We start from the raw sequence: 25621 nt of genomic DNA on the forward strand, positions 1-25621 counted from the left end.
ACCCACCCGGAGCCCGCCTCTGCGGGCGCGTCCCAGCCGTGCCTAGGGTGGCGCGATGAGTTCTCCCAGCGTCTCCCACCCACGAACGGCCCGAGCGCGCGGCCTGGCCGCCGGCGCGCTCCGGCAGTGGCACCTGCACCCCCGGTGGGCCATGGCACTGCGCGGCGCCGTGGCCGCCGCCGTCGCGTGGGTCGTCGGGATCGTCCTGCCGCAGCCCTTCTCCGACTACCCGTACTACGCGCCGCTCGGTGCCGTCGTCGCGACCACGAGCACCGTGGCCCGGTCCGTCCGGGAGTCCTTCCAGGCGGTCGGTGCGATCGTCGTCGGGGCGCTCGTGGCCCGTGGTGCGGACCTGGTGCTCGCGCCCAGCGCCCTGTCGATCGCGCTCGTCGTCGCCGTCGCGATCCTTGTCGCGGGGTGGGGGCTCCTGGGAGACATGGGGTCGTGGGCCGTGACCTCGGCGCTGTTCGTCCTGATCATCGGGAACGCGGACAAGGTCGGGTACATGGGGGCGTACATCGGGCTCGTCCTGGTCGGGTCGCTCGTGGGGATCGGGATCAACCTGCTGTTCCCGCCGCTGCCGCTCGCGGCGTCCGACGTCGAGCTCGACCGCCTCAGGAGCGCGCTCGCGGACCAGCTCGACCACCTCGCCGACGGGCTCGACAGCGACGTCGCGCCCTCTCCCGAGGAGTGGGACGACCGGCGTCTGCTCCTCGGTCCGGTGGTCGACCGGTCGCAGCGGTCGGCCGAGCAGGCGCGCGAGGCGGCACGCATCAACCGCCGGGCCCGCCGGTACGCCGAGGCGACCCGGGCGCAGGGCTCCCAGGCAGCAGCGCTGGGCGTCACGTCGTCGGTCGTCGGGGACCTGACGCGCCTCGTCACCGGGTGGGAGAGGCAGGACCTCGACGACCTCGCGTTCGGCGAGTCCCTGCGACCCCTCGTGCGCGATGCCCTGCGTGCGTACGCGGATGCCGTGCGGTCCACGGTCGGGGCGCTCGCGGAACCCGAGGCGCTCGACCGCGTCCGGGACACGACCGAGCGGCTGCGACGCGCCGTGCGCGACGTGCGCAGCGGCTCGGACGAGGACTACTTCGTCGCGGGGGCGACCGTGCTCGCGATCCGGCGCGGGGTCGCGGCGCTGGGCGAGGAGTAGGTCCCCGTCAGGCGTCGGTCACGCTGATCGACCCGTCCTGCCCGACGGCGAAGCGCACCGTGTCGAGACCGCTCGCCCCGGCGTCGGGAGCCACGGGGGCCTGCGCGAGCTGGGCGAGCGTGTGCGTGCCCTCGACGACGAGCACCGCGCACCCCGCGGCCCGGCCCGCGGCGACCCCGGCGGGCGCGTCCTCGACCACGAGGCAGCGCGACGGGTCGACGCCGAGCCGCTCGGCGCCCAGCAGGAACGGGTCCGGGTCGGGCTTGCCGTGCGTGACGTCGTCGGCCGTGACCACGACCGCGGGTGGCACCAGGCCTGACGCCCCGATGCGCGCCGCCGCGAGCGGGCGCGTGCACGACGTGACGATGGCCTGGCGCGTCGCGGGCAGCGACGCGAACGCGTCGACCGTGCCCGGGAGGATGCGCACGCCCTCGGTGTCGTGGAGCTCGAGGTCGTGGATGCGGTGGTACGCCTCCTCGACCAGGTCGGCGGGCAGGAGGCGTGCGATGAACGTCCTCGCCGGGGTGCCGTGCTCGATCTGGAACGTGTCCGCGTCCGGCAGGCCGTACTCGTGCGCCCAGCGGCGCCAGTTCCGGTCGACCGCGGGCACCGAGTCGATCAGGGTGCCGTCCATGTCGAACAGGATCGCGTCGAACGTGCGCCCCGCGAACGCGACGCCCGGGCTCGGGAGCGCGGGGGAGTCGGGGAGGCCAGGACCGGGTACGGGGAGGACGGACATGCCACCGAGGCTACCGGCCGTGTCGCGCGGCCCGTCCCGTGCCGTGCGACCTTCCCTTGTCGGGTGGCCCGACTATCGTGGGCGCGTGAGCACACCCGGTTACTTCATCTCGTTCGAGGGCGGCGACGCCGTCGGCAAGTCCACCCAGTCCCGACTCCTGGGGGAGTGGCTGGGCGAGCTGACCGGCCGCGAGGTCGTGCTGACCCGCGAGCCCGGCGGCACCGAGCTGGGCGTCGAGCTGCGACAGGCCGTGCTGCACGGCCGGGACATGGACGCCCGCACCGAGGCCCTCATCTACGCGGCGGACCGCGCGCACCACGTCGCGCACCTGGTCCGGCCCGCGCTCGAGCGCGGCGCCGTGGTCGTCACGGACCGCTACCTCGACTCGTCGGTCGCCTACCAGTCGGGTGGCCGTGAGCTGGGCGTCGACGAGGTCGAGCTCATCTCGCTGTGGGCCGTGCAGGGGCTCATGCCGCACGTGACAGTCCTGCTGGACCTCGACCCCGCGGTCGCGGCCGAGAGGCTCCAGGGGAAGCCCGACCGTCTGGAGAGCGCGGGGATCGACTTCCACCGCCGCACCCGCGAGGCGTTCCTCTCGCGCGCCGCGGCGGACCCCGAGCGGTGGGTCGTGATCGACGCGACCGCGTCGATCGACGACATCCAGGCACAGATCCGGGTGGACCTCGCGGCCCGGCTCGAGCTCACGCCCGTGGTCGAGGAGGCCGAGGACACCGTGGAGGCGCTGCCCGACGACGGGTTCGACGACTCCGACTCCGCGATCGGCTACGCACCCGACCTCGCGGACCTGCCGGTCACGCGTCCCGTGACGCACCCGACGCCCGGTCCCGCCGCCGAGACGGCCGCGCCGTGACGGTCTGGGACGACGTCGTCGGGCAGGAGCACGCGGTCGAGATGCTCTCGGCCGCGGCGACCGACCCGGCGGCCATGACGCACGGCTGGCTCCTGACCGGCCCGCCCGGCTCGGGCCGGTCCAACGCGGCCCGGGCGTTCGCGGCCGCGCTGCAGTGCGAGCAGGGCGGGTGCGGGGTGTGCCAGGCGTGCACGACCACGCTCGCGGGCACGCACGCCGACGTGAAGATCGTCGCGACGGAGAAGGTGACGATCACGATCGACGAGGTCCGTGACCTCGTCGGCGTCGCGAGCCGCCGCCCGTCGCAGGGTCGCTGGCGCGTCATCATCGTCGAGGACGCCGACCGCATGGCCGAGCGGACCACGAACGTCCTGCTCAAGGCCATCGAGGAGCCGCCGCCCCGCACGGTCTGGATCCTGTGCGCGCCCAGCCCGCAGGACGTCCTGGTGACGATCCGGTCCCGCTGTCGCGGGGTCGCCCTGCGGGTCCCGCCGGTCGAGGCCGTCGCACGGCTGCTCGTCGCACGGGACGGCGTCGACCCGGTCGTCGCCGAGGCCGCGGCGCGTGCCGCCCAGAGCCACATCGGCCTCGCCCGGCGCCTGGCCCGGGACGGCAAGGCGCGCGAGCGCAGGTCGTCGGTGCTGTCCCTCGCGCGCCGGATCCGTGGCGTGGGGGACGCCGTGGTCGCCGCGGGCGAGCTCGTCGAGGTCGCGCAGGCGGAGGCCAAGGCCGCGACCGAGGAGCGCGACGCGATCGAGAAGGCCGAGCTCCTGCGCGCCCTGGGCGTCGAGGCGGGCGGCACCATGCCGCCCCGGCTCCGGTCCCAGCTCACCGACCTCGAGAAGGACCAGAAGCGTCGCGCGACCCGTCACCAGCGCGACGTCCTGGACCGCTCGATGCTGGACCTGCTCTCGCTCTATCGCGACGTGCTCGTGGTCCAGCTCGGCGCGCAGGTCGACCTCGTCAACGCCGAGCTCGCGGAGACCGTGCAGGCGCTCGCGGAGGACTCGACGCCCGAGCAGACCGTGCGTCGCATGGACGCGATCGGCGTGGCGCGCGAGCGGCTCGGCGGCAACGTGGCGCCGCTGCTCGCGCTCGAGGCCATGGCGATCGCGCTGCGCCCGCAGGGATGAGCGGGCCCGCCGGTCCGGCACCGGCAGAGGGGCTGCGGACGCTGGCGCTCTCGCTGCTCGTCGGCGCGCCGTACTCGACGGACGGTGTGCCTGCGGGGCTGGTCTGCGCGTCCTGGCCCGCCCCCGCGACGCACTGAGGCGCATCGGCCGGGGCTGGACGCAGCCCCGGCCCTCCGGGAGGATGTGGCGACCCGCCCCGCGACGGAAGCGAGACCATGGCCGACAGTGCTCCCCCCAGGACGTCCGACCGGCGCGAGGCCCGCGCCCGCGACGAGAGCAAGGCTGGTGCGCTCGCCCTGACGGGCGCGGCGATCGCCGGGGGCCTCGCGCTGATCCACCTCGTCAACGGCTTCACCCGGCCGCTCGGGCTCGTCGACGTGCGCGTGGTCGATGCCGGCGCGGTCGTCACGGCCTCGGAGACCGCGCTCTACGGCTCGGGCGCGACGACCGTCCTGGGCCAGGCCCTGCCGATGACCGACGTCTACCTCCACCGCCCCCTGGACAAGATCGACCTGATCGCGTTGTTCGCGCTGGTCGGTGTGGCACTCTTCCTCACCTACCTGCTCGCCCGGCGCGGCCCGCGAGGTGCGCGCGCGGTCCTGGACGGCACGGCGACGGCCCGGTGGCTCGGCATCGCGCTCGTCGCGGTGGGCGTCGTGCCCGCGCTCGCCCAGGAGCAGGGGACGCTCGTGCGCCTCGCCGACGCCGGGCTCTCGGACCTCCTCGCCCCGGCCTACCCGGACCTCGGCTGGGGGTGGATCGTCGCGGGGATCGGCGTGACGTTCGTCGTCCCGGCGCTGCGAAAGGCGTCGCGTCGGGGACGCGACTGACGCTCCGGGAGCCGCGCGACGTTCACCCGATCGTCGTGCGGGCGCCCCGCCGGGGACACCGTGGCGCCGGACGCCGGGGCTAGCGTCGCGAGCGACAACGCACCGGACCACCGGAAAGGGCACTTCGACGATGACCCTCACACTGACGCTCGTCCGCCACGGCCAGACCGTCCTCAACGCCCGCCGCCATCTGCAGGGCGCGTGCGACTCGCCGCTCACGCGGACGGGCCGAGCGGGGGTGCGCGTCACGGCGCAGCACCTCTCGCGCCACGACTTCGCTGCCGCCTACTCCTCGCCCCAAGGGCGCGCCGTGCTCACGGCGATCGAGATCCTGCGCCACCACCCCGAGCTCACGCTCACGGTCGACGAGGACCTGCGCGAGCTGTCCTTCGGGACGTTCGAGCGACGGCCCGAGCGCGAGCTCGACGCGGTCGTGCCGTGGAGCACCCTCGTGCCCGCTGTGCTCGCCGGCACCCACCCGGGCATCGGCGGAGGAGAGCCTGGTGCGGAGTTCATGGCGCGCGTGCGGGCGGTCCTCGGTCGGATCGTCGCGGCGCACGACGATGCGGCCGGCCCGGGCGCGGTCCGTGACGAGCACGTGCTCGTCGTGGGCCACGGGCTGACGCTCGGCGCGATGCTCGCGACGATCGACCCGGTCGGGCTCGTCGCGCTGCCCAACGCCTCGGTCTCGACGGTCGAGGTCTCGGGCGGCGTCGCGCGCGTGGTCGCCGTGGGGGTCGACGTCGCCGGGCACGGGGCGGTCGCCGTGTCACTGGCGGCCCCGGCCGTGGCGCCGCTGTCCGCCTGAGGTCCGCCGGGCGCCTCGCCCGGTGAGGCGTGCGTCACTCCTGCCCCGGAACGGGTGCCCAGGTCATCCGACGTTCAGGTACCCGACATGTCGGGCCACCTCCGGTTCACACCGGTTTCCTACGGTCCAGCGGAACCCCCACGACCGGGAAAGACCGGAGGAACCCGCATGTCCCTGACCAGACGACTCGCCGGCTGCGTCGCCGTGGTGTCGATCGGCCTCACCACGGCCGTCGGCACCGCGGCCGTCGCGACGGCCGGCGCGCCGACAGCGCCCGCGGCATCCGCGGCACCGACGGCTCTGCACCAGGCCGCCGCGAGCACACCGTTCCCCCTCTTCGTCTCCGAGCTCGCCCCGGACAACACCGGCGTCGACGACTTCGAGTACGTCGAGCTCTTCAACCGCTCGGACGCGCCGGTGGACCTGACGGCCGCGGGCATCGGGCTCGCGTACACGTACGCCGACTCGGACGACCGTTCGCGCGACGTGCCGCTCAGCATCCCGGCGGGCACGGTCGTGCCGGCCGGGCAGGCCGTGGTCCTGTGGCTCGACTACACGTCGGGCAACGTCGACACCTCGGTCCGCACCGAGCAGGACTTCCGCGACCACTACGCCGCCGCGGGCGCGACCGCGAGCGACTACCGGCTCGTGCGCGTGAGCGGCCACGCGGGCATGGCCAACGGCGGGGACCGCGGCATCCGCGTCCTCGGGCCCGACGGCGCGTCCCCCACCTGGTCGTTCTACCCGGCCGGGTCCGTCGCGGCCGGGCGCACGGCGCACTTCCAGGTGCCGGCCACGGGTGCGGCGTCCGCGGTGCTGCTCGAGGCGAAGGGCGTCCCGTCACCGGGGGTCGTCGCGCCCGAGGCGCTCGTCCCGCCCGTCACTCCCGACCCGGAGCCCAGCCCCGAGCCGACGGACCAGCCGACCGAGCCGACCGAGCCCACGCCCGGCCCGAGCGAGACACCGACCGACCCGCCCACGACCGAGCCCGCGCCGGGGAACGGCGCGCACCTCCAGGTGACGGAGCTGCTGCCCGACTCGTCCAACGTCGGGACGGGGGACGGCTACGAGTTCGTCGAGCTGTACAACGCGTCGAGCACCCCCGTGGACTTCGACGACTACACGCTGAACTACCTCTACCCGCTCGACGACCTGACCAACAGCCAGGTCGTGGAGTGGCCGGCCGTGCCGGGCGACGTCGTCGTGCCCGCGGGCGGGACGCTCGTGCTGTGGGTCAAGAACGGCCAGAACGACCACCTGACCGGGGCCGACTTCAACGCGAAGTTCGGTACGCACCTCGTGGCCGGGACCGATCTCCTGGAGATCCACTCGGGCGGCATGGCCAACGCCTCGCCCCGCGGGCTGGAGATCACGACCCGCACGGGCTTCGCGCTCAACCGCGCCTACTACAACCTGGGCGGCGCCAAGGACCCGGTCGCGGACCAGGGCATCCAGTACGCGGCCGACGCGGCCGACGCCATGGTCCAGCGCAAGATCGGCGTGAGCGCCGCGACGCCCGGCGCGGTCTCCGCCGCGCAGAAGCCCGCCGCGCCCGTCGAGGTCCCGGCCGACACGGCCGCGCCGACGGTCGAGGACGCCACCCCGGCGCAGGTCGACCCGGCCGACGAGCTCGCGATCGAGGCGACCGTGACCGACGACGTCCAGGTGCGCTCGGTGCGCCTGCTGCTGCGCAGCGACGTCGACGCCGACTACCAGCGGATCGACCTGGCGGCGGGCCTCGCGGCCGACGGCTCCGGTGCCCGGACCGCCTTCCGGCACGCGATCCACCCGGCCGACCTCACGGGCAAGCGCTGGTACGAGTACGTGCTCGTCGCCTCGGACGGCACGCACGAGACCCGCACGGCCCCGCGCCGGATCGAGATCACAGGCGTCGACACGGCGCCCGTGCGCCTGAGCGTGGCCGAGGGCGAGTTCGTCACGGGCACGACGCCTGTCGCGGCCGCGGGCGACACGTACCCGAGCCCGCTGTCGCTCACGATCGACGGCACGAGAGCCACCCCCGTCGCCCCCGCGCTCGAGGACGAGCCCGTCTTCGCGTTCGAGGCCGGTGGCGTCAACACCTTCTTCCGCAACGGCGTGCTGTCGGGCGGCGAGGTGCTGAACATCTTCGACGACGGCATCTACGAGGGCTACGAGACGATCGCGACCGACGTGCCGCTGCGCATGGTGCGCCAGGGCGACGAGCTCGTCGTGAGCGTCTACGCAGGCACCAAGGCGGCACCGGAGATCGACCCCGACGAGAACAACGACGACTTCCAGATCAAGAACCTTCGCCTGGTCCTGCCCGACGGCCGTACGCTGCGCCCCGCCGGGTACGATGACCCGACCAGGGTCCTCCAGATGGGTGACAGCGCCGGCAAGCTCGACTTCTTCGACGCCCGCTTCACGCTCCCGGACGACGCCTTCACCGCGGTGTCGCACTCCTGGGACACCACGGCCGCGGCCGACGGCGAGCACACGGTCGCCGCGACGGACGGTACCGACTCCGCGCGGGCCACCGTGCTCGTGGACAACACGAGCCCGGTCATCACGACCGACGCCGTGGACGGCACGGACTACCGCGGCGAGTTCACGCTCGACGCGTCCGCGACGGACGCGGGCTCGGGGCTCGCGTCGCTCACCGCGACGCTCGACGGCCAGGCCGTCACCCTCCCGTACGCGACGTCCTCGCTCGTCCTGCCCGACGGCGAGCACACCTTCGCGCTGACGGCGCGCGACGCCGTCGGGAACCGGAGCGAGCGGACCGTGACCTTCACGACCCCCGTCGAGAACCCCGGCTCCGAGGCCGTCTCGCCCGCGGGCGGCACGACGGTCGAGGGCGACGAGGTCGAGCTACGCGCCAAGGTCACCGACCCGAGCGGCGACCGTCTCGACGTCTCGTTCCGCGAGGGCTACCGGCTCGACGACGAGGACGCGGCGGTCGTGACGTCGTCGGGCACGACGCGCGTCGCCGCCGACACCGCGCTCGCCCGTCCCGGTCCGGGCGTGCGCGTCGGCGACCCGGCACGAGCAGACGGCGCGACCACGTCCTCGGACGCGGAGTTCCCCTACCGGACCTACCAGGTCACGATCCCCGAGGACGCGGGCGAGGACTACGCGACCCGCCTCACGTGGGACGGGTCGGCCAACGCCGACGCCAAGGTGCTCCTGTACGTGCTCAACACTGCGACGGGCGACTGGGACGAGGTCGACCGGCACGTCACCGCGGCCGGGGCGACCGGGCCCGAGGCATTCACCCTCGCCGCGACCGTCCCCGCGAAGGACCACGCGCGCGACGGCGTCCTCACGGTGCTCGTGCAGCACTCCGAGGGCTTCGCGGGCGAGGACCTCTCGACGCGCCAGACGCCCGTGACCCCGAACCACCCCGAGGACACGCCGCGATCGTCGTACGACTTCACGCTCGGCTGGGAGTCCGACACCCAGTACTACAACGACTCCTACTACGACCGGCAGCTCGACATCCACGACTACTTCCTGGACCAGCGCGAGGCGACCAACCTCCAGTACGTGTTCCACACGGGCGACATCGTGGACAACCACACCCAGCCCCACCAGTGGGCCAACGCGGACGCTGCCTATTCGATGCTCGACGACGCCGGCCTGCCCTACGGGGTGCTCGCGGGCAACCACGACGTGGGCCACAAGGAGATCGACTACGGGCCGTACTCGCAGCTCTTCGGCGAGGCCCGCTACGCGGCCAACCCCTGGTACGGCGGCTCGTACCAGGACAACCGCGGGCACTACGACCTGGTCACCGCGGGCGGCATCGACTTCCTCATGCTCTACATGGGCTGGGGACCGGGCGACGACGAGATCGCGTGGATGAACGAGGTCCTCGCGCGCTACCCCGAGCGCGAGGCGATCATCAACCTGCACGAGTACATGCTCACGACCGGTGGCCTGGGACCCGTGCCGCAGCGCATCTACGACGAGGTCGTGGCGACCAACCCGAACGTCAAGATGGTCTTCTCCGGCCACTACCACGACGCGTTCACGCGCGTCGACGCGTTCGACGACGACGGTGACGGCGTGACCGACCGCTCGGTCCACCAGATCCTCTTCGACTACCAGGGTCTCCCCGAGGGCGGCCAGTCGTTCCTGCGCCTGCTCCAGTTCGACAACCAGGGGCGGACGATCCACGCCCGGACGTACTCGCCGTACCTCGACCGGTACGGGTCCGACGACCCGTCGCTCGCGCCCGAGCACCAGGACTTCGTGATCCCGTACGCGGCGCTCGGCATCGAGCCGCGGACCAAGACCCTCACGTCGGACGGCTTCACGGCCGAGGTGCTCATGACGCGGTCCATCGCCGAGTTCGACGACGTCGAGAGCGGCACCGAGCTGTCCGCGACGTGGCAGCGCCCCGGCGCGGGCGAGCACGGCTGGTACGTCGTGACCGCCGACCCGTACGGCGGCACCGACTCCTCCGAGGTGTACCTGGTGAACTTCGCCGAGGTCACCCCGGGCGGCGACGGCGGTTCGACGGGTGGCACGGGTGGTACGGGCGGTGCAGGGCCCGGGGGCTCGACGACCGACCCGGGCACGGGAGCCGGCGCCGGTGGGGGCGCCGACACGGGCCTCGGTTCCCGTCTTCCCGCGACCGGGACCCAGGCGGGCCTTCTCGTCGGGCTCGCGCTGCTGCTCGTCGCGGGCGGCAGCGCGCTCGTCGCGCGCAACCGCCGCACGGCCCGCGCCACCGCGAGCGGGGCGGGCGACGGCGGGCAGTAGCCCACCACGCCCACGCCCGACGGCGCCGCTCGCCTTCTCAGGGGAGCGGCGCCGTCGGGCCGTCGGGGCAGGGTAGGGACCCGCACGAGCGCGGGGGCCGCGACCTGTTGCGCCCCGACCCGGCGTGCCTACCATCGGAAAGATGGGACTCTGGGGGAGGGCAGCCCGCAGGGGTGCACTGGGGAGCGTCGACGCGATGGCACAGGACACGAAGGACGAGAAGGACCAAGGGCTCGTGGCGGCCCTCCTGGCAGGAGGGCGGCAGCCCGTCGCGCGGTACACGCTCGACGTGCCCGCCGGCCGGTGGTGGTGGTCCGACGAGCTGTTCGAGATGCACGGCTTCGCGCCCCACGAGGTCGTCCCGACCACCCAGCTCATGCTCGCCCACAAGCACCCCGACGACGTGACCCGGGTGGCCGGCGTCCTCGCCGACGTCACGCGCACCGGCGACCCGTTCAGCTGCATGTACCGGATCGTCGACGCCACCGGGAGGACCCGGATCCTCGGGGTGGTCGGCCAGGGCGACGTCGACCCGGAGACCGGTGAGGTCACGCAGGTCGCGGGCTACTTCATGGACCTCACCGACTCGCAGGAGGCCTTCGCCCAGGCGCACGCGACCCGCGCGGTCTCGGCGTCCGCGGCCCGTAGGGCGACGATCGAGCAGGCCAAGGGCGCACTCATGGTCGTCTACGGCCTCGACGACGACGAGGCGTTCGAGGTGCTCCGGCACCACTCGTCGGTCACCAACGAACCCGTCCGTGAGCTGGCGGCGCGCCTGCTCGGGAGCCTCGCGGGCGATCACGACGGGGCGTCGCTCACGCGGGAGGACCTGGACCACTTCTTCGAGACGCCCCGGCCACCGTCGCCGGCGAGCCAGGTGGGCTAGGGGCGCTCCGCCGTCGGGCTGTCTCCGGCGGAGAGCGTGCCCCCTCCGGCGGTGGGCGAACGCCCCTCGTCGGTGGACGCGCGCCGCGAGAGGCCGACGTCCCCCAGGATGACCGCGAGCAGCACACCGTTCGAGACCCAGTTGATCGCGAGCGGCGACAGCACGGGGTACGAGAGGTAGAGCAGGCCCAGCGCGAGGACGCCTGCGACGTGCGGCACCGACCACGACCCGCCCGTCGCGCGCCGGAACAACGTGTTCCCCACGAGGTAGACCATGCCCGCGCCGCAGATCAGCCCGGCGGTCCACGGGTCGGAGTGCCCCGCGTCCTCGTGGCCCAGGGGGTGCAGCAGCACGATCTCGTCCGCGACGGCGGTGAGCACGATCCCGACCACGAGCAGGTACGGGACGTACGTGTACGCCGTCTGCGCGATCATGCCGGGCGAGTCCGAGCCCGCGAAGAACGCCGTCGCACGCCGCTCGGAGCGGTCGAAGTACAGCAGCCACATGAGGACCGTCGACGCGAAGGCGGCGAGGAACGCGAGGAGCACCGTTCCCGTCAGCTCGAGCTCCCCGAACGCCGTCCCGGTGACGATGATCGACTCGCCCAGGCTGATGATGATGAACAGCCCCACGCGCTCGGCCATGTGCCCGCCGCGCACGACCCACGTCGCGGGGTCGGTCGGCCCCAGCACGGGGACCCTGAACAGCGCGCGCGGACCCGCGTAGTCGACGAGCACCGCCGCGACCCACAGGAGCATGCGCCACGAGCCGTCGGGGACGAGGGCGCCCGCGATCCACAGGACGCCCGAGGACACCTGCCACACCGTGATGCGCACGAAGTTCGTGCCGTTCTCCGGCCAGTGCCGGTGGAGCGCGAACGCCGTCCACGCCGAGCGCCCCACCTGGATCGCGACGAACGTCCCCGCGAACAGCAGCGCCTTGTCGCCGAACGCCTCGGGGATCGCGCTCGACATGAGCAGCCCCAGCAGCATGAGCACGATCAGCAGCGTCCGTACGGGCGTGCGTTCGGGATCGAGCCAGTTCGTGACCCACGTCGTGTCGATCCACAGGTACCAGACCGCGGCCCCCAGCACGAGAGTCTGGACCAGGGTCGTGCCGTCGGGGTGCGCGATGAGCGAGTGGGAGAGCTGGGTGACCGCGAAGACGAACACGAGGTCGAAGAAGAGCTCGACGTAGCCGACCTTGTCCGAGTCGTGGCCGTGGCCGTGGCGCAGGACGTCGGTACGCATGCCCCACGAGCCCGGCGGGCCGGTCGGGGCCGGGGGCGGCGGGGCGGCGCTCATGGTCGCGATCCTCGCACGCGGGACGTGCCTCGGCGCGGGCGAGGACGGGCGCGTGCGCGTCGGCGCGGGCGGGGTCTCAGCCCGCGGTGTACGGCTTGCTGGGCCAGTACGCCCACTCCGCGAAGTCCTCCACGCGGCCGTCGTCCGCGAAGCGCAGGATCCACAGGTCGCGGTACTCCTGCGGCGTCGCCCCGCCGTAGCGGACCTCGACCCGGACGACGGCCGCGAGCCCGTCGACCGCGACGGGCTCGGCCGTCATGGTGAAGGTCTCCCCGGCGTCGGCGAGCCAGAAGTCGCGGATCGCGTCGTGCCCGCGCAGCGGGTCGTCGTAGGGTGAGCGTGCGTACGCGGCGTCCTCGGTGAACAAGGTCGCGACGGCCCGCGGGTCCTCCGCGCGCCAGGCCGTCTCGTACGCGTCGACCCACGCCATGACACCGTCGCGGTCCATGTGATCCCTCCTGTCGGTCGGGCGGCCGGGCGCCTCCTGGCCGGGAGCGCCCGACCTGCCCGTCAGCGGACGTCCGTCCCTTCGAGGACCTTGCGGAGCGCGGCGGCGAACCCGTCGGGGTCACCGGGCATGCCGTACTCGTCCCCCATGAACCCGCCGTGCCCGCTGGGGAACGCGACGGCCTCGGTGCCGATGTTCTTCGCGACCCCCCGGGCGGCGCGGGCGGCCATCTGCTCGCCCGACTCCTCCCCGGCCGCCAGGACCACCCGCGTCGAGACGCGGGAGAGGGCGTCGTAGTCGTGCTCGTAGTGGGTGCAGCTGATGAGGTTCTGCCCCAGCAGCGCGTCGTCGCGCGACCCGTCGTCCTCGGAGGGGAACCCGAACGCGCCCGGGTCGGGCGCGGGCTGGTCCGCGAAGTCGGTGGGGAACGGGCCTTCCCAGCTCGTGAGGGCGATGAAGTGCGCCATGCCCGCGCCGAACCCCTTGTCCTGGTAGGACCGCGAGACGGCCTGCACCGCGGCGAGCGCGGCGTCGCGGTCGGGCAGCGCGGGACCCGACGGCGGCTCGTGCGCCACGAGGGTCCGCACCTGCTCGGGGTGCCGGGTGACGAGCGCGAGGGCGTTGACCGCCCCGCCGCTGCTCGCCAGGACGTCGACCGGTCCGGCGCCCAGGGCCTCGATCACGAGGTGCAGGTCATCGGCGTGATGGTCGGGAGTGACGGGTGCGGACGGGTCGGTGCGGGTGCTCCGGGACACTCCGCGCGGGTCGTACGTCACGACCGGCCGGTCCGTGAAGTGCGAGGCCAGCGTCACGAACCCGTCGGCCCCCATGGGGGAGCCGGCGATCAGGAGGACCGGGGCCTCTGGCGTGGCGTCGGCGGGGTTCCCGCGGACGTCGTAGGTGATGGTCGCCCCCGGGGCTTCGAGGGTGCGGGTCTCGATGTCGGTCACTGTCGTGCCTCTCGGTCGGGTGAGCGGGACGGCATGGGCGCCGACCGTCTCAGCGGTATGGGACCAAGACCTGCCGCGTCGCCGGAACTCATCGCACCGTCTCCTCCCACCCTGCCTCGCGGGTGGTGGTCGTGCACGGTGAGCGGGCGAGGCGTTCGGGCGCGCTCGGGCACTGTCGCGAGAGGGGTGGTCGCCACGGGTCGGCGCGGGCACAATGCAGGAGACGAGAAGGAGGCCACGCATGGTCGGCACGGCAGCGGTCCTGGGCATGACGGCGGTCGCCCTGGGCATGGTCCTGACCCCTGGACCCAACATGGTCTACCTGGTCTCGCGCAGCATCAGCCAGGGGTGGCAGGCGGGCATGGTCTCGCTCGCGGGGACGGCAGCGGGGTTCCTCGTCTACATGACGATGGCGAACGTAGGGCTCGCGGCGGTCTTCGTGGTCGTGCCGTGGCTGTACGTCGCGCTGAAGGTCGCAGGCGCCTGCTACCTGCTGTACCTCGCGTGGCGGACGCTGCGCCCGGGGGGCCGCGGCCCGTTCGAGGCGCAGGACCTGCCCCGGGACTCCCGCGGGAGGCTCTTCCGCATGGGGCTGCTGACCAACCTGCTCAACCCCAAGGCCGCGATCATGTACCTCGCGCTCATCCCGCAGTTCATCGACCCCGGGGCCGGTGACGTCATGGCGCAGGGGTTCGTGCTGGGCGGCGTGCAGATCGGGGTCAGCATGGTCGTCAACGCCGCGATCGTGCTCGCGGCGGGCAGCATCGCGGTGTTCCTGCGCGCGCGGCCGACGTGGATGCGCTGGCAGCGTCGCGCGACCGGGACGCTCCTGGGCGCTGTCGGGGTCAAGCTGGCGATCGATGCCCCGTCCCCGGCGACCGCGTGAGGACCGTGGACCTGGGCGAGGTCGACCGAGGGTCGTGGGTCCGGCTCGGGGTCCTCGCCGTCCTGGTGCTGGGAGCGGTTGTGTGGTGGACGTCCTCCGACGCCGCGCTCGTCGCCCACGGGGGAGAGGAGCTCGACCTGATCCGGGACTACTCCTCGGTCGACGACCTGGCGGTCGAGGCCACGGACGTCGCGGTCGTCGAGCCGACTGGCCGGACGTGGACCGAGCACATCAGCACCGCGCCCTTCGCCGTGACCGAGGTCCGGGTCGTCACGTCGGACGGTGGACCGCTTGTGGCGGACGACCTCGTCGCGCTCCGCCAGGACTCCGGCCACTACGTCAACGCTGCGCCGACGCCCGAGGAGGGCGAGCGCTACCTGGTGTTCCTCCACCCGTCGGGGGTCGGGGCGGACGGGCGGCAGTACTCGGTCGTGGGCGCTCAGGCGGTGTGGCGCCTCGACGGGTCGACGGGGCGTCTCACGACGCCTAAGAGCTCGTTGCCCCGGCGGGTGTCGGTCGAGGGCGGGGACGGGCGGCTCGTCGCGTCGTCCCGCTGACGGGTGTGCGCAGCGAGCGCGACCCCAGCGTCAGCAGCGGCGCGGTGAGAGTCACCGCGGCGACGAAGATCGCGACCCCGGGCCAGCCCGCGTGCACCCAGGTCACGCCGCCGAGCCAGCCGAGCAGGCTCGATGCGGCGTAGTAGAACGCGTTGTACAGCGAGGTCGCCTGGGAGCGTCCGACGACCGCCCGGTGCCCGACCCACCCCGACGCGACCGCGTGCGCACCGAAGAAGGAGGCGGTCAGGACCACGAGCCCCAGCAGGATCAGGGGGATCTGGGGGGTGAGCGTCAGGAGTGCCCCCGCGCTCATCGTGGCGCCCGCGACGGCCAGGACGCGTCGGCGTCCCCACCGGGCGGTGAGGCTGCCCGCGAGGCGGGAGGACACGGCCCCGCCCAGGTAGGCGAAGAACACGAGCGACGTGACTGCCGGGGGGAGCAGGTAGGGCGGTGCTTCGAGGCGGAACCCGAGGTAGTTGTAGATCGTCACGAACCCGCCGATGACGAGGGCTCCGTTGGCGTACAGGACGAGCAGACCGCGGTCGCGCAGGTTCGTCAGGACGAGCGAGCCGACGTGCCTCAGTCCCTCGCGGTCCGGCACGAAGCCTCGCGCCCGCGGCGCGAGCACGACGAACGCGACGGTCGTGAGCACGCAGAGCCCCGACACTGTGGCCAGGCCCACGCGCCAGCCCGCGAGCTCGGCGACGCCCGCGGCGAGGACCCGGCCCGCGAGCCCGCCGATCGACACCCCGCCCACGAACATCCCCGCGACGACCGCGGTGTGTGCGGAGTGGATCTCCTCGTGCAGCAGGGTGATCGCGAGCGCCGGCACGCCGCCGAGCGCGGCGCCCTCGAGGAAGCGGCCGACGACGAGCAGCTCGATCGTGGGCGCGAACGGCGCCAGCAGGCCGATGGTGGTCGCCGCGACCAGCGCGATCCGGATGGCGCGGACGCGGCCGATGCGGTCGGCGACCACGGACCAGGGCAGGACCGCGAGCGCGAGGCCCAGCGTCGCGGCCGAGACCGTGAGCGAGGCCGTGGGGGCGGCGATCCGGAGGTCGGCGGAGATCATCGGCAGGATGCCCTGCGGGGAGTAGAGCTGGGCGAACGTCGCGAGCCCCGCGCACACGAGCGCGACGACCGTCCTGCGGTAGCCCTGGGAGCTGCGTCGGTGCCCTGTCCACGGGGGGTGCGCCGTGACGACGAGCGCACGCGAGGTGACCGGTGCGGGGGCTGTGGGCATGGGGTCGACGCTAGGAAGCCCGGACCATTGCGTCCAATGCATGTATCAGCAGCCAGATATACGATCCGAGCATGGATGCTGCCCTGGACGAAGAGACCCGCCGCCTGCTGCCTCTCCTGCCCGCGTTCGTCGCGGTCGCCGAGGTCGAGCAGGTGACGCTCGCGGCCGCGATGCTGCGCGCCCCGCAGCCGACCGTGAGCCGCGCGGTCGCCCGCGTGGGCGAGGTGCTGGGCGTGCCCGTCGTCGAGCGGCACGGCCGAGGCATCCGGCTCACCGACGCGGGCCGCGCCCTGTTGCCGCACGCCCGCCAGGCGCTCGCGGCACTCGGCGCGGGAGTGGACGCCGTCCGCTCGAGGGAGGCGCTGGCGCGCGGCACGCTGTCGGTCGCGTTCCAGACCTCGCTCGGCGAGTCCGTCGTCCCGGCGCTCATCAAGGAGTTCCTCGCCGACCACCCCGCGGTCCGCTTCACCATGACGCAGGGCGCGCGGCGCTCGTGCCTCGACGCGCTCGCCGCGGGCGAGGCCGACATCGCGCTCGTCTCGCGCCTCGTCCCGGCCCCCGCAGGCCGCGAGATCCTCACGCTGTTCCGGGAGCCCCTGGTCCTCATCGTCCCCGCAGGGCACGAGCTCGCGTCGCGACCCGCCGCCACGCTGCGCGAGGCCGCTCGGTCGACCTTCATCACGCTCAAGCACGGGTTCGGGCTGCGGGGCACGGTCGACGCGCTGTGCGCCGCCGCGGGCGTGCGCCCGACCATCGGCTTCGAGGGCGAGGACCTGCACACCGTGCGCGGTCTCGTCGCCGCGGGCCTCGGTGTGAGCGTCCTGCCCCCGGCCCGCCAACCCCTGCACGACGTCGTCGAGATCCGCCTCGACGAGCCCGTGCCCTCGCGCGACATCGGCGCGGCCTGGTCTCCCGACAACACCTCGCCCACGCTCGCGGCCTTCGTCGAGATGCTCCGCGCGAGGATCGTGGCCGGCAGCATGCCCGACGGCGGCGCGCCCCTCCGCTGAGCGGCGCCGTGTCGTCACGCAAGAACCGCGGTCGCCACGACATGATGAGAGTGAGGGGTGCACGCCACCGCGGCGCCCATGCCGAAGCCCGAAGGAGACCCCGCCCATGACTTCCCTGCGCCGACTCGCCCCCGCCGTCTCGCTCGTCGCGCTCCTGGCGCTCACCGCGTGCGGCACGGACACCGACTCGGGCGGGAACGCCTCGGGCACCCCCAGCGCCGAGGAGAGCACCGCGGACGAGACCACGCCGTCCGACGAGTCCCCCGAGGCCCCGCTGGACGCGGCCGACCTGCCGATCGAGGCCGGCGTGAACGGCGTCGACCTGCCCACGGGGATCGACGCGCCCACGACCGGCGGGACGGGCGCGGCCTGGACCGCGGAGGACGGCTATCTGTACGTCGTGACCTTCGGGTCGAGCACGTGCCCGAGCATCGCCGAGGGCGACGCGACCCTGGACGGGAGCGACGTCGTCGTGACCTTCCAGAAGGTCGACGAGACCAAGCCCTGCACCATGGACCTGCGCCCCTGGACCACCGTCGTCAAGGCCCCCGAGGGCGTCGACGAGTCCGCCGACGTGACCGTGCGCCTCGACGAGGCAGGCACGGTCGTGCTGGCGCCGCGCGCGGCCGCGGGGCAGGTCGGCGAGGCCGCGTGGGTCGCCCAGTCCTGACCCGCTGACGGGCCCCGCGCGAGACCGGGGCGGCCCGCCGCCCGCTCGCCCGTGAAGTTCGCGTGAAAGGGCTGGGTCCGGGGCGTCGTTCGAGGTCCCGGCCCAGCCCGACCCGTTACCGTTGCCGGGTGAAGACGCCCCATCGCCGCACCACAGCGCTGTCCGCCGCGACGCTCGCCCTCGCCCTGCTGCTCGGGGCGTGCGCCCCCTCGCCCAAGGTGCAGAGCCCCGCCGAGACGGGGGCGTCGTCGACGGGGTCCGCGGGGACCGGCGAGGACGTGCCGGCCGAGCTCGCCGAGTTCTACGGGCAGAGCCTCGCGTGGGACGACTGCGGCGGCGGGTTCGAGTGCGCGACCGCGATCGCGCCCCTGAGCTGGGACGACCCCGCGCAGGGCAAGATCGAGCTCGCGCTCAAGCGGCTGCCCGCCTCGGGCGAGAAGATCGGCTCCCTGCTGACCAACCCCGGCGGGCCGGGCGGTTCGGGCATCGAGTACATCACCAGCGCGGCGGGCAGCATCGGCGAGCCCGTGAAGGAGGCCTACGACGTCATCGGGTTCGACCCGCGCGGTGTCGGGGCCTCGACCCCCGTCGTGTGCCTCGACGACGCGGCCAAGGACACGTCGCTGTCCCGCGCCTACCCCGACAGCGACGAGGGCCGCGCCGAGATGACGGCAGACCTCAAGGCCTGGGCCGACGCGTGCGCCCAGAACACGGGCGACCTGCTCGGCAACGTCGACACCCAGAGCGCCGCGCGCGACATGGACATGCTGCGCGCCGTCCTCGGCGACTCGGCGCTCAACTACCTCGGCTTCTCCTACGGCACCCAGCTCGGCGCGACGTACGCGGGGCTGTACCCGGAGAAGGTCGGGCGCATGGTCCTCGACGGCGCGATCGACACCACGCTCACCTCCGACGAGATCTCGGCGCAGCAGGCCGTCGGCTTCGAGAACGCGCTGCGCGCCTACGTCGAGGACTGCCAAGGCGGCAAGGACTGCCCGCTGACCGGCTCGGTCGACGAGGGCATGGCGCAGGTCAAGGCGTTCCTCGACCAGGTCGCCGAGCGACCCATGCGGACCACGAGCGACCGCCGCCTGACGTCGACGCTCGCGTTCTACGGCATCGCGCTGCCGCTCTACAACAACGAGAGCTGGTACGCCCTGACCGCCGGGCTGGACGCCGCGCTCAACGACGGCGACGGCACCATGCTGCTCGGCTTCGCCGACCTGTACAACGGCCGCAACGCCGACGGCACGTTCAACGACAACTCGGCCGAGGCGTTCCGCGCCGTCAACTGCCTCGACGCCCGCGGCAACCCCGACCCCGAGTTCATGGCCGAGCAGGCCGCCCAGATCGAGGAGGCGGCCCCGACCATGGGCTCGTTCTTCACCTACGGCGGTCTGTCGTGCGTCGACTGGGCCTACCCCGTCGTGGACCAGGAGTTCGACCTCCACGCCAAGGGCGCCGCGCCCATCGTCGTCATCGGGACCACCAACGACCCCGCGACCCCCTACGTCTGGGCCGAGGGTCTCGCCAAGACCCTCGACTCCGCCACGCTGCTCACCTGGGAGGGCGAGGGGCACACGGCCTACGGCCGGTCCAACGCGTGCGTCGCCGACGCCGTGGACGCGTACCTGGTGGACGGGAAGGTCCCGGAGGACGGGAAGGTCTGCTGAGGGCTCTCGAGCCCTGCTGTGCGGTCTGGACGGCCCGGTCGCTGAGGCGGCCGGGCCGTCCTCGTGGGCGGCTCGCGCCGGGGCCGGCCGGCGCCCACGCAGGCTGCCCGACGGTGTCGCGGGAGCCAGTTTGTCCTCACGCCCTCGCGTTGGGTACAGTTGCGACGCTTGCTGAAACGGAGCGCCGCACGGCGTGACGTCCGGTACGCGCCGCCTTAGCTCAGTCGGTAGAGCGTCTCACTCGTAATGAGAAGGTCATCAGTTCGATTCTGATAGGCGGCTCAGACAGGAAGGCCCGGAACCTCAACGGTTCCGGGCCTTTCGCGTTGGTCCGATCAGCCTTCTCATTCGACCCAGGTGGGCCAACGGGTGGGCCTTGTGTCGCTCGTCGCGATCACGCGCTCCGGAACCGCGGGATGCGCCAGCCGTCGGGAAGCTCGGCGTGCAGCTTGGCCCAGGCGTCGTCGTAGGTGGGTGCCTCGACGCGCGTCTCGCGCGTGACGCGCTCGCCCTCGCCGGTCGAGTCGGCGGGTGCTTGCTCGAGCATCGCGTGGAGGAGCATTTGCTCAGGGTAGGTCGGCTAGGCTCCCGGCCATGGCTGACGATGATGTGACACCTGCCGATTTGGCGCGCGAGCTCAGGCGTGCTCCGCTTGAGGTTCGGCGCGTGCTGCGTGCGGAGTACGGGCTGCTCGTTCCTCCGGTCACCCGGTGGCACCTCAGGCCCGCGCAGGTCGAGTTCGTGAAGGCGCACTTCGCTGCCCAAGAACGCGATCCGAGCCGTGGAGCGGTTCGGAATCGGGGTCGTTGACAACCTCGATGACTTCGAAGCTGAGACACAGGGACGCGCGGCTGTATCGCGGCCCTCGTGGCACGCCGAAGGTCATCGACTTCGCGACAGCGCGCACACGCCGCGCAGGGTAGGTTGCTCGCCAACGACGAACAGCCCCGCCATCCCGAAGGGCGACGGGGCTGCTTGTGGCGAAGGAGACGCTCAGACGCCGGCTGCGTTCTGGGTTACCTTCTCGTCGACGGCGGCGTTGTGAATTGCCGTCATGACCGCCAGGACCTCGGCGGGGTTGAGGCGGTAGATGGGCACGTTGACCTTGCCCAGGGCCTGTGCCTGCTCGAAGGTGATCTGGACCATGGAGGTACCAGAAACGAGGTAGGCGGCCTCGTCGCCAATGCGGGAGATGATCTTCATGGTTTCTTCCTCCAAGGTGGGCTGTTCGGGTTCGGGTGCATCGCCAAGGGCAAACTCCCAGTGCCAGGGCTCGCCGATGAGGCGCCCGACGGCATTCGACCAGCCGTAGGACGGAGCGTTGGCCGCCATCCACAGGTATGTCGGTGAGGAGAATGACGAGTTGATTCCTGATGAGAAGTCCACGGCCAGTCCCCAGCCGTGGTTCGACGTCCCGGGAACCGCCGCTGCCGCGTCCTTGATCCTGACGTAGCGCACGCCGTTCCAGATGCGGACGTCGCCCAGTGTTCCGCTCCCGGTGGCCTGAGGCCGATAACGGTCAAGAAAGATGCTCTCCTGGACCGCGTAGGTTCGATACGTGTCCGTCGCGCGCAAAGGGACGCCGGTGCCAGCTTCGAAAGCTGGACGGAGCCGCTCGAACGCGGCTGCCGCATCCGCGTGGAGAGTGCCGCCGATGGAAAGCCCGACGAGGGCCGATGCTGGCAGTCGCCCATTCTGGTAGCCATCCCAGGCGGCCGCTCGTGGAGCTGTGCCGACAACAGCCGCTCCAAGTAGCGCGCTGAGCCCCAAGGCTTGCAGCGCGTGTCGCCTGCTTAGCGTTGGTTCGGGCTCTGCGCGAGCAGGTTGTTCTGTACTCATGGTCCCCCTTCGCACCGTTTGTCGAGTGGAATCACCTTGGCATCTTTCTCTCGGTCCGCAACCGCTATGCGAGGTTTCACCCGGCCTGAGTGGGATTTCCAGTCTGCGCGCAGGAGGGCGGGTCCCGCACGCGTGCCTCGCACGTCGGCCGCGAGGCGGGCGGCTGTGCTCGGCGCACCGTCGGACCGCCTCGTGCGGACCACGCTGGTGCGGGAAGGGCACGCGGGGGTAACCACCTACGCTTGTCCCATGTTCACCTTCGGCCGTCGTCGCCCTGTCACCTACGTCCTGGGCCAGCCGGTCAAGTCCTTCCCGGAGATCGCCCCCGAGGTCGAGCGGGGCAACATCCTGCGCATCACCGAGATCGGCGAGTCCGTCCTGCACGCACCGTGCCGTGAGGTCACACATTTCGGCACGCCCGAGCTCGCGCAGCTCGTCGACGACCTGTTCACGACGATGTTCGTCGCGGAGGGTGTGGGTCTGGCGGCGCCGCAGGTCGGTGTGGACCTGCGGGTCTTCGTGTACGACGTCGAGGACGAGAACGAAGACCGTCACGTCGGGCACGTCGTCAACCCCGTGCTCGAGGTCTTCGACGGACCGGAGGACGAGATCGAGGAGAGCGACGAGGGGTGCCTCTCGATCCCGGGCGCGTACTCGCCGCTCGCCCGCCCCGTGAAGGCGATCGTGCGCGGGTTCGACCAGCACGGGAAGCCGGTCGAGCTCACCGGGTCGCACTTCCTGGGCCGTGCGCTCCAGCACGAGGCGCAGCACCTCGACGGGACGCTCTACTTCGACCACCTCACGCCCGCCGCGCAGGAGGCCGTGATCGCCGAGATGCACCGGGAGCGGCCCGGGGTCCTGGAGGAGCGGCTCGAGCTGTCGGAGGCACTGGGCAAGACCCCGGCCGAGTACCCGGAGGCGCCGCTGCGCTGACCCCTCCGACGAGGTCCGGGTGAGACGGGTGGTTCGGTCTGAGACGGGTTGCTGGGGACGCGACCCAGCAACCCGTCTCAGACCGAACCACCCCTCTCGTTCCGGGGGGTCGGGTCAGGCGCGCCGCGACCGGCGGCTCAGCAGCACCGCACCAGTCCCGGCGGCCAGCAGGACAACCGCGCCGCCCGCGACGAGCAGCGCGTTCGAGCCGGTCGCCGCGAGTCCCTCGTCGGCGGCCGCGGTCACAGCATCGGTCGCCGCCGCACCGGGCGCCGCCGACGGAACGGCCCGGGCGACCGTGGTCGCACCCGCCACGGGAGCGTCCTCTGGCGCTGGGCCCGTCGCGGCGAGCTCGCGCTCGGTGACCGGAGGCGTCGTCGGGGCTTCCGTGAGCGGAGGCGACACGGGCGCCTCGACCGGTGCTCCGCCGTCGGGCACCTCGCTGCTCGGGGCCGGCGACGGGATGGGACGCGTGACGGGCGGGGCCGGGCGCAGGGGCGTCGGCTTCGGGGTGCACTCCGGTGCCTGGCCGCCCTCGCCGAAGTGCTCGTCGAAGCCCTCGACCTGGACCCACGTCACGCAGAAGCCTGCGGGGAACGCGGCGACGGCGCCCGCGAAGTCGAGGAAGCTCGCACCGACATACGCGGCAGTCGATCGCCCGTTGGCCGTCTCGAGGTGGACGTTGAAGCTCTGCTCGCCCGTCCCGTCGAGCGCGGTCGCGCGGTAGTTGACGTGCCCGTGCTCGCGGAACACCTGGCCCGCGGGCAGGCTCACGCCGCTCGCGGTCACGGTGTACGGGGTGGGGGAGTCGGACCCTGCGGACGCGATCGTGGGGGTGGCCACGAGGATCGCTGCCGTGAGGAGGGCGACGGGCGCTGCGCGCATCGAGGAGGACCTTTCGAGGGTGGTCGGAGGGGGACGCCCTCGGCTCTCGGGAGCGAGCGGGGCTGGTGCCGGACGGTTGATCACCGTACTCGTCCGACATGCCCGGATCGACGGGGCGAACGCGACATATCAGCGCCAAAGGTACTCGGGACCGGGTGATTGTGGAAGCGCTCCCAGCGTGTCGCTCGCGTGTCGCGGCGCGGGGAGGGGTCAGAGCGTCGCGAGCCACCGCACGACGGCGTCGCTCACCGCCGCGTGGTCGTTGCGCACGTCGTGGGCGCCGGGCAGTCGCACCTGGGTGACCGGCCCGGGGATCGCCGCGACGTGCTCGTCGAACTCCTCGGGCGAGCCGAACGGGTCGGTCGTCCCGGACACGAACAGCACGGGGACCGTGAGCTGCGGGAAGTGCTCGACGCGCAGCTTGTCGGGCTTGCCCGGCGGGTGCAGGGGATAGCTCAGCAGCACGAGGCCGGCCGCGGGCAGGCCCTCGGCCACGGCGAGCGAGCACATGCGTCCGCCGTAGGACCGACCGCCGAGCACGAGCCGGTCGGACGCGAACTCCTCCTCGGCCGCGAAGCGCGCGGCCTCCTCGACCAGGTGCGCGACCGCGACGGGCGCCCGGTCCGGCATGCGCTTCCCGGCGAGCCGGTACGGGAAGTCGACCCGGCGCACGGGCAGCGGAGCCACGGCCTCCTCGACCGCGACGAGGGTCGGGTGGTCGCGACCGGCCCCGGCCCCCGGCGTGAGGAGGAGCCCGCCGACCGCTGCGCCTGATGATCGCGTCATGGTTCCAGTCTGGCAGCGGCGGCTGACCAGGACCTTTCCTGCGGTCGAGCACGGGGTTGAGGTCGTCAGTCTGCTCAGAACGACCTCAACCCCGTGCTCGGCACCTGGCTGCAACCGCTACAGGGTCGCCAAGAGCTCGCGCATCTCCTGGATCTCCTGCTCCTGGGCGTCGATGATCTCCTGGGCCAACGCCAGCGCCTCGGCGTTCTCGCCGTCCGCGAGCTCGGCCTCGGCCATGTCCACGGCCCCCTCGTGGTGGGCGATCATGCCCTCGAGGAACAGGCGTGAGACGGTCGCGGCGTCCGCGGCCTCGAGCGCCTGGATCTCCTCGTCGCTCAGCATCCCGTCCATCTCGTGGCCCGAGTGGTCGCCCGTCGTCGAGGCGCCCCACTCGGCGAGGAAGCCCTCCATGGTCGCGATCTCAGGCTCTTGCGCGCTCTCGATGCGGGTCGCGAGATCGACGACCGCAGGGTCGACGCCCTCCGTGTCGAGCACGATGCGCGACATCACGAGCGCCTGCTCGTGGTGAGGGATCATCATCTGCGCGAACATGACGTCCGCGTCGTTCGCCCCGGCGGCGTCGGCCCCCGTGTCCTGCGACGGCGAGCCGTTGCCCATGTCGTGACCCTCCATGTCTGCGCCGTCGCCCGCGTCGGCGCAGCCCGCGAGTGCCAGCGTCGAGCCGAGGGTCAGGCCGATGCCGACCTTGGTCAGGGTGTGCTTGTTCATGAGTCGTCCTTCAGGTGATCGGTCGGTGTGCCACGGGTGCCCCGTGGCGGTGACGGTCGCTGCGGCCCTGGTCGGGCCGGGCTCCTATCTCCGACTGATCCCGAGCGCGACGAGCGACGGCGGCCGCAGCGCCGACCCGAGCCGCCGCCAGGGCGCGACGACGCGCGCGAGGTACGTGACGCCGTCGGGCAGGCGGCGCACGAGCGCGGGGCCGCCGAGCGAGAAGAGCGCGACGAGCACCAGGAGGCACATGGCCTCCATCTCGCCGTGCCCCGTGCCCGACGGCGCCCCCTCCTCCGCGCCCACGTCGCCGAGCGGGTGGCCCAGGGTGGGAGCCGCCTCGGCGGCGACCGTGTGCGCGGGCCCGTGCGCCACGGGGCTGCCCGACATCTGGTGCATCCCGACGAACCCGCCGAGCAGCACCACCATCCCGAGCAGCACCGCGAACCGCCGGACGAGGCCGGCGGTTCGGGCGGGCCGGACCGTGTCGCCCAGGTGGGCGGTCGACAGGGTCCTGGCCAGGGCGGTCGGGGACATCA

Annotated in this window: 24 protein-coding genes, 1 tRNA gene and 1 pseudogene; 15 read left to right on the plus strand and 11 right to left on the minus strand. The window is 72.9% G+C overall.

Annotation, left to right across the window (positions count from 1 at the left end; genetic code table 11):
- Positions 1–55: 55 nt before the first annotated feature.
- A complete protein-coding gene (locus tag JOD48_RS04025; protein ID WP_204807560.1) occupies positions 56–1153 on the plus strand; it encodes an FUSC family protein in 1098 nt (365 codons plus the stop codon).
- Positions 1154–1160: 7 nt separating this feature from the next.
- Here the strand turns inward: JOD48_RS04025 and JOD48_RS04030 are convergent, their stop codons facing one another.
- Complete coding sequence (locus JOD48_RS04030) at positions 1161–1892, minus strand: HAD-IA family hydrolase (protein WP_204807563.1); 732 nt, start codon at positions 1890–1892, stop codon at positions 1161–1163.
- An 85-nt stretch (positions 1893–1977) separates the two neighbouring features.
- Between JOD48_RS04030 and tmk the strand changes: the two are divergent.
- The 7 genes and pseudogenes from tmk to JOD48_RS04065 form a co-directional block, all read left to right on the plus strand.
- A pseudogene (gene tmk / locus JOD48_RS04035) lies at positions 1978–2598 on the plus strand (dTMP kinase); the annotation flags it as partial.
- 161 nt (positions 2599–2759) lie between these two features.
- Positions 2760–3896: a DNA polymerase III subunit delta' gene (locus JOD48_RS04040; protein WP_204807568.1), complete on the plus strand. Its 1137-nt coding sequence runs from the start codon at positions 2760–2762 to the stop codon at positions 3894–3896.
- A complete protein-coding gene (locus JOD48_RS04045) occupies positions 3893–4033 on the plus strand; it encodes a hypothetical protein (RefSeq protein WP_191791790.1) in 141 nt (46 codons plus the stop codon). The genes JOD48_RS04040 and JOD48_RS04045 overlap by 4 nt, the downstream gene beginning before the upstream one ends.
- A 78-nt stretch (positions 4034–4111) precedes the next feature.
- The gene (locus tag JOD48_RS04050; RefSeq protein ID WP_204807571.1) at positions 4112–4726 is read left to right on the plus strand and encodes a hypothetical protein; all 615 of its coding nucleotides are present in this window, start codon (positions 4112–4114) and stop codon (positions 4724–4726) included.
- 130 nt (positions 4727–4856) lie between these two features.
- Positions 4857–5534: a histidine phosphatase family protein gene (locus JOD48_RS04055; RefSeq protein ID WP_204807574.1), complete on the plus strand. Its 678-nt coding sequence runs from the start codon at positions 4857–4859 to the stop codon at positions 5532–5534.
- 168 nt (positions 5535–5702) lie between these two features.
- Positions 5703–10283, plus strand: coding sequence for a metallophosphoesterase (locus JOD48_RS04060; RefSeq protein ID WP_204807576.1), 4581 nt, complete (start codon positions 5703–5705; stop codon positions 10281–10283).
- Between the two features lie 196 nt (positions 10284–10479).
- Positions 10480–11169: a PAS and ANTAR domain-containing protein gene (locus tag JOD48_RS04065; RefSeq protein WP_204807578.1), complete on the plus strand. Its 690-nt coding sequence runs from the start codon at positions 10480–10482 to the stop codon at positions 11167–11169.
- Here the strand turns inward: JOD48_RS04065 and JOD48_RS04070 are convergent.
- The 3 genes from JOD48_RS04070 to JOD48_RS04080 form a co-directional block, all read right to left on the minus strand.
- A complete protein-coding gene (locus JOD48_RS04070) occupies positions 11166–12473 on the minus strand; it encodes a low temperature requirement protein A (protein WP_204807581.1) in 1308 nt (435 codons plus the stop codon). The two genes, JOD48_RS04065 and JOD48_RS04070, sit on opposite strands and share 4 nt — an antisense overlap.
- 76 nt (positions 12474–12549) lie before the next feature.
- Positions 12550–12921, minus strand: a complete 372-nt coding sequence (locus JOD48_RS04075; RefSeq protein WP_191791784.1) for a YybH family protein — start codon at positions 12919–12921, stop codon at positions 12550–12552.
- A gap of 62 nt (positions 12922–12983) precedes the next feature.
- A complete protein-coding gene (locus JOD48_RS04080) occupies positions 12984–13871 on the minus strand; it encodes an alpha/beta fold hydrolase (protein WP_204807584.1) in 888 nt (295 codons plus the stop codon).
- A 241-nt stretch (positions 13872–14112) separates the two neighbouring features.
- On the opposite strand from JOD48_RS04080, the gene JOD48_RS04085 reads away from it, so the two are divergent.
- Entirely contained in the window at positions 14113–14757 is a 645-nt protein-coding gene (locus tag JOD48_RS04085; protein WP_191791782.1) for a LysE family translocator, read from the plus strand.
- Entirely contained in the window at positions 14754–15314 is a 561-nt protein-coding gene (locus tag JOD48_RS04090; RefSeq protein WP_204807587.1) for a hypothetical protein, read from the plus strand. The genes JOD48_RS04085 and JOD48_RS04090 overlap by 4 nt, the downstream gene beginning before the upstream one ends.
- Here the strand turns inward: JOD48_RS04090 and JOD48_RS04095 are convergent.
- Entirely contained in the window at positions 15244–16557 is a 1314-nt protein-coding gene (locus JOD48_RS04095; protein WP_204807589.1) for an MFS transporter, read from the minus strand. The two genes, JOD48_RS04090 and JOD48_RS04095, sit on opposite strands and share 71 nt — an antisense overlap.
- A gap of 71 nt (positions 16558–16628) precedes the next feature.
- Between JOD48_RS04095 and JOD48_RS04100 the strand changes: the two genes are divergently transcribed.
- From JOD48_RS04100 to JOD48_RS04115, 4 genes are all read left to right on the plus strand, one after another.
- Entirely contained in the window at positions 16629–17567 is a 939-nt protein-coding gene (locus JOD48_RS04100) for a LysR family transcriptional regulator (RefSeq protein ID WP_204807592.1), read from the plus strand.
- A gap of 106 nt (positions 17568–17673) precedes the next feature.
- Entirely contained in the window at positions 17674–18237 is a 564-nt protein-coding gene (locus JOD48_RS04105) for a hypothetical protein (RefSeq protein WP_204807595.1), read from the plus strand.
- Between the two features lie 128 nt (positions 18238–18365).
- Positions 18366–19910 carry an alpha/beta hydrolase gene (locus tag JOD48_RS04110; RefSeq protein ID WP_204807597.1) on the plus strand — a complete coding sequence of 515 codons (1545 nt, stop codon included), beginning with the start codon at positions 18366–18368 and terminating at the stop codon, positions 19908–19910.
- A gap of 209 nt (positions 19911–20119) precedes the next feature.
- A tRNA-Thr gene (locus tag JOD48_RS04115) sits at positions 20120–20192 on the plus strand.
- A gap of 112 nt (positions 20193–20304) precedes the next feature.
- Here the strand turns inward: JOD48_RS04115 and JOD48_RS04120 are convergent.
- Positions 20305–20472, minus strand: a complete 168-nt coding sequence (locus JOD48_RS04120; RefSeq protein WP_204807599.1) for a hypothetical protein — start codon at positions 20470–20472, stop codon at positions 20305–20307.
- Positions 20473–20903: 431 nt separating this feature from the next.
- On the minus strand, positions 20904–21749 hold the full coding sequence (locus tag JOD48_RS04125) for a M15 family metallopeptidase (RefSeq protein ID WP_204807602.1): 846 nt from the start codon (positions 21747–21749) through the stop codon (positions 20904–20906).
- Positions 21750–21998: 249 nt separating this feature from the next.
- On the opposite strand from JOD48_RS04125, the gene def reads away from it, so the two are divergent.
- A complete protein-coding gene (def, locus tag JOD48_RS04130) occupies positions 21999–22682 on the plus strand; it encodes a peptide deformylase (RefSeq protein ID WP_204807605.1) in 684 nt (227 codons plus the stop codon).
- Between the two features lie 114 nt (positions 22683–22796).
- On the opposite strand, the gene JOD48_RS04135 is transcribed toward def, so the two are convergent.
- The 4 genes from JOD48_RS04135 to JOD48_RS04150 all read right to left on the minus strand — a co-directional run bounded on the left by JOD48_RS04135 (position 22797) and on the right by JOD48_RS04150 (position 25619).
- Complete coding sequence (locus JOD48_RS04135; RefSeq protein WP_204807607.1) at positions 22797–23567, minus strand: hypothetical protein; 771 nt, start codon at positions 23565–23567, stop codon at positions 22797–22799.
- A 210-nt stretch (positions 23568–23777) separates the two neighbouring features.
- Positions 23778–24353 (minus strand): alpha/beta hydrolase family protein, encoded by a 576-nt coding sequence (locus JOD48_RS04140; protein WP_204807609.1) that lies wholly within the window; start codon positions 24351–24353, stop codon positions 23778–23780.
- A gap of 117 nt (positions 24354–24470) precedes the next feature.
- The gene (locus JOD48_RS04145; protein ID WP_204807611.1) at positions 24471–25082 is read right to left on the minus strand and encodes a DUF305 domain-containing protein; all 612 of its coding nucleotides are present in this window, start codon (positions 25080–25082) and stop codon (positions 24471–24473) included.
- Positions 25083–25166: 84 nt separating this feature from the next.
- Entirely contained in the window at positions 25167–25619 is a 453-nt protein-coding gene (locus JOD48_RS04150) for a DUF6153 family protein (protein WP_204807613.1), read from the minus strand.
- Positions 25620–25621: the final 2 nt, after the last annotated feature.

The organism is Oerskovia paurometabola (genome assembly GCF_016907365.1).
Taxonomy (GTDB): Bacteria; Actinomycetota; Actinomycetes; order Actinomycetales; family Cellulomonadaceae; genus Oerskovia; species Oerskovia paurometabola.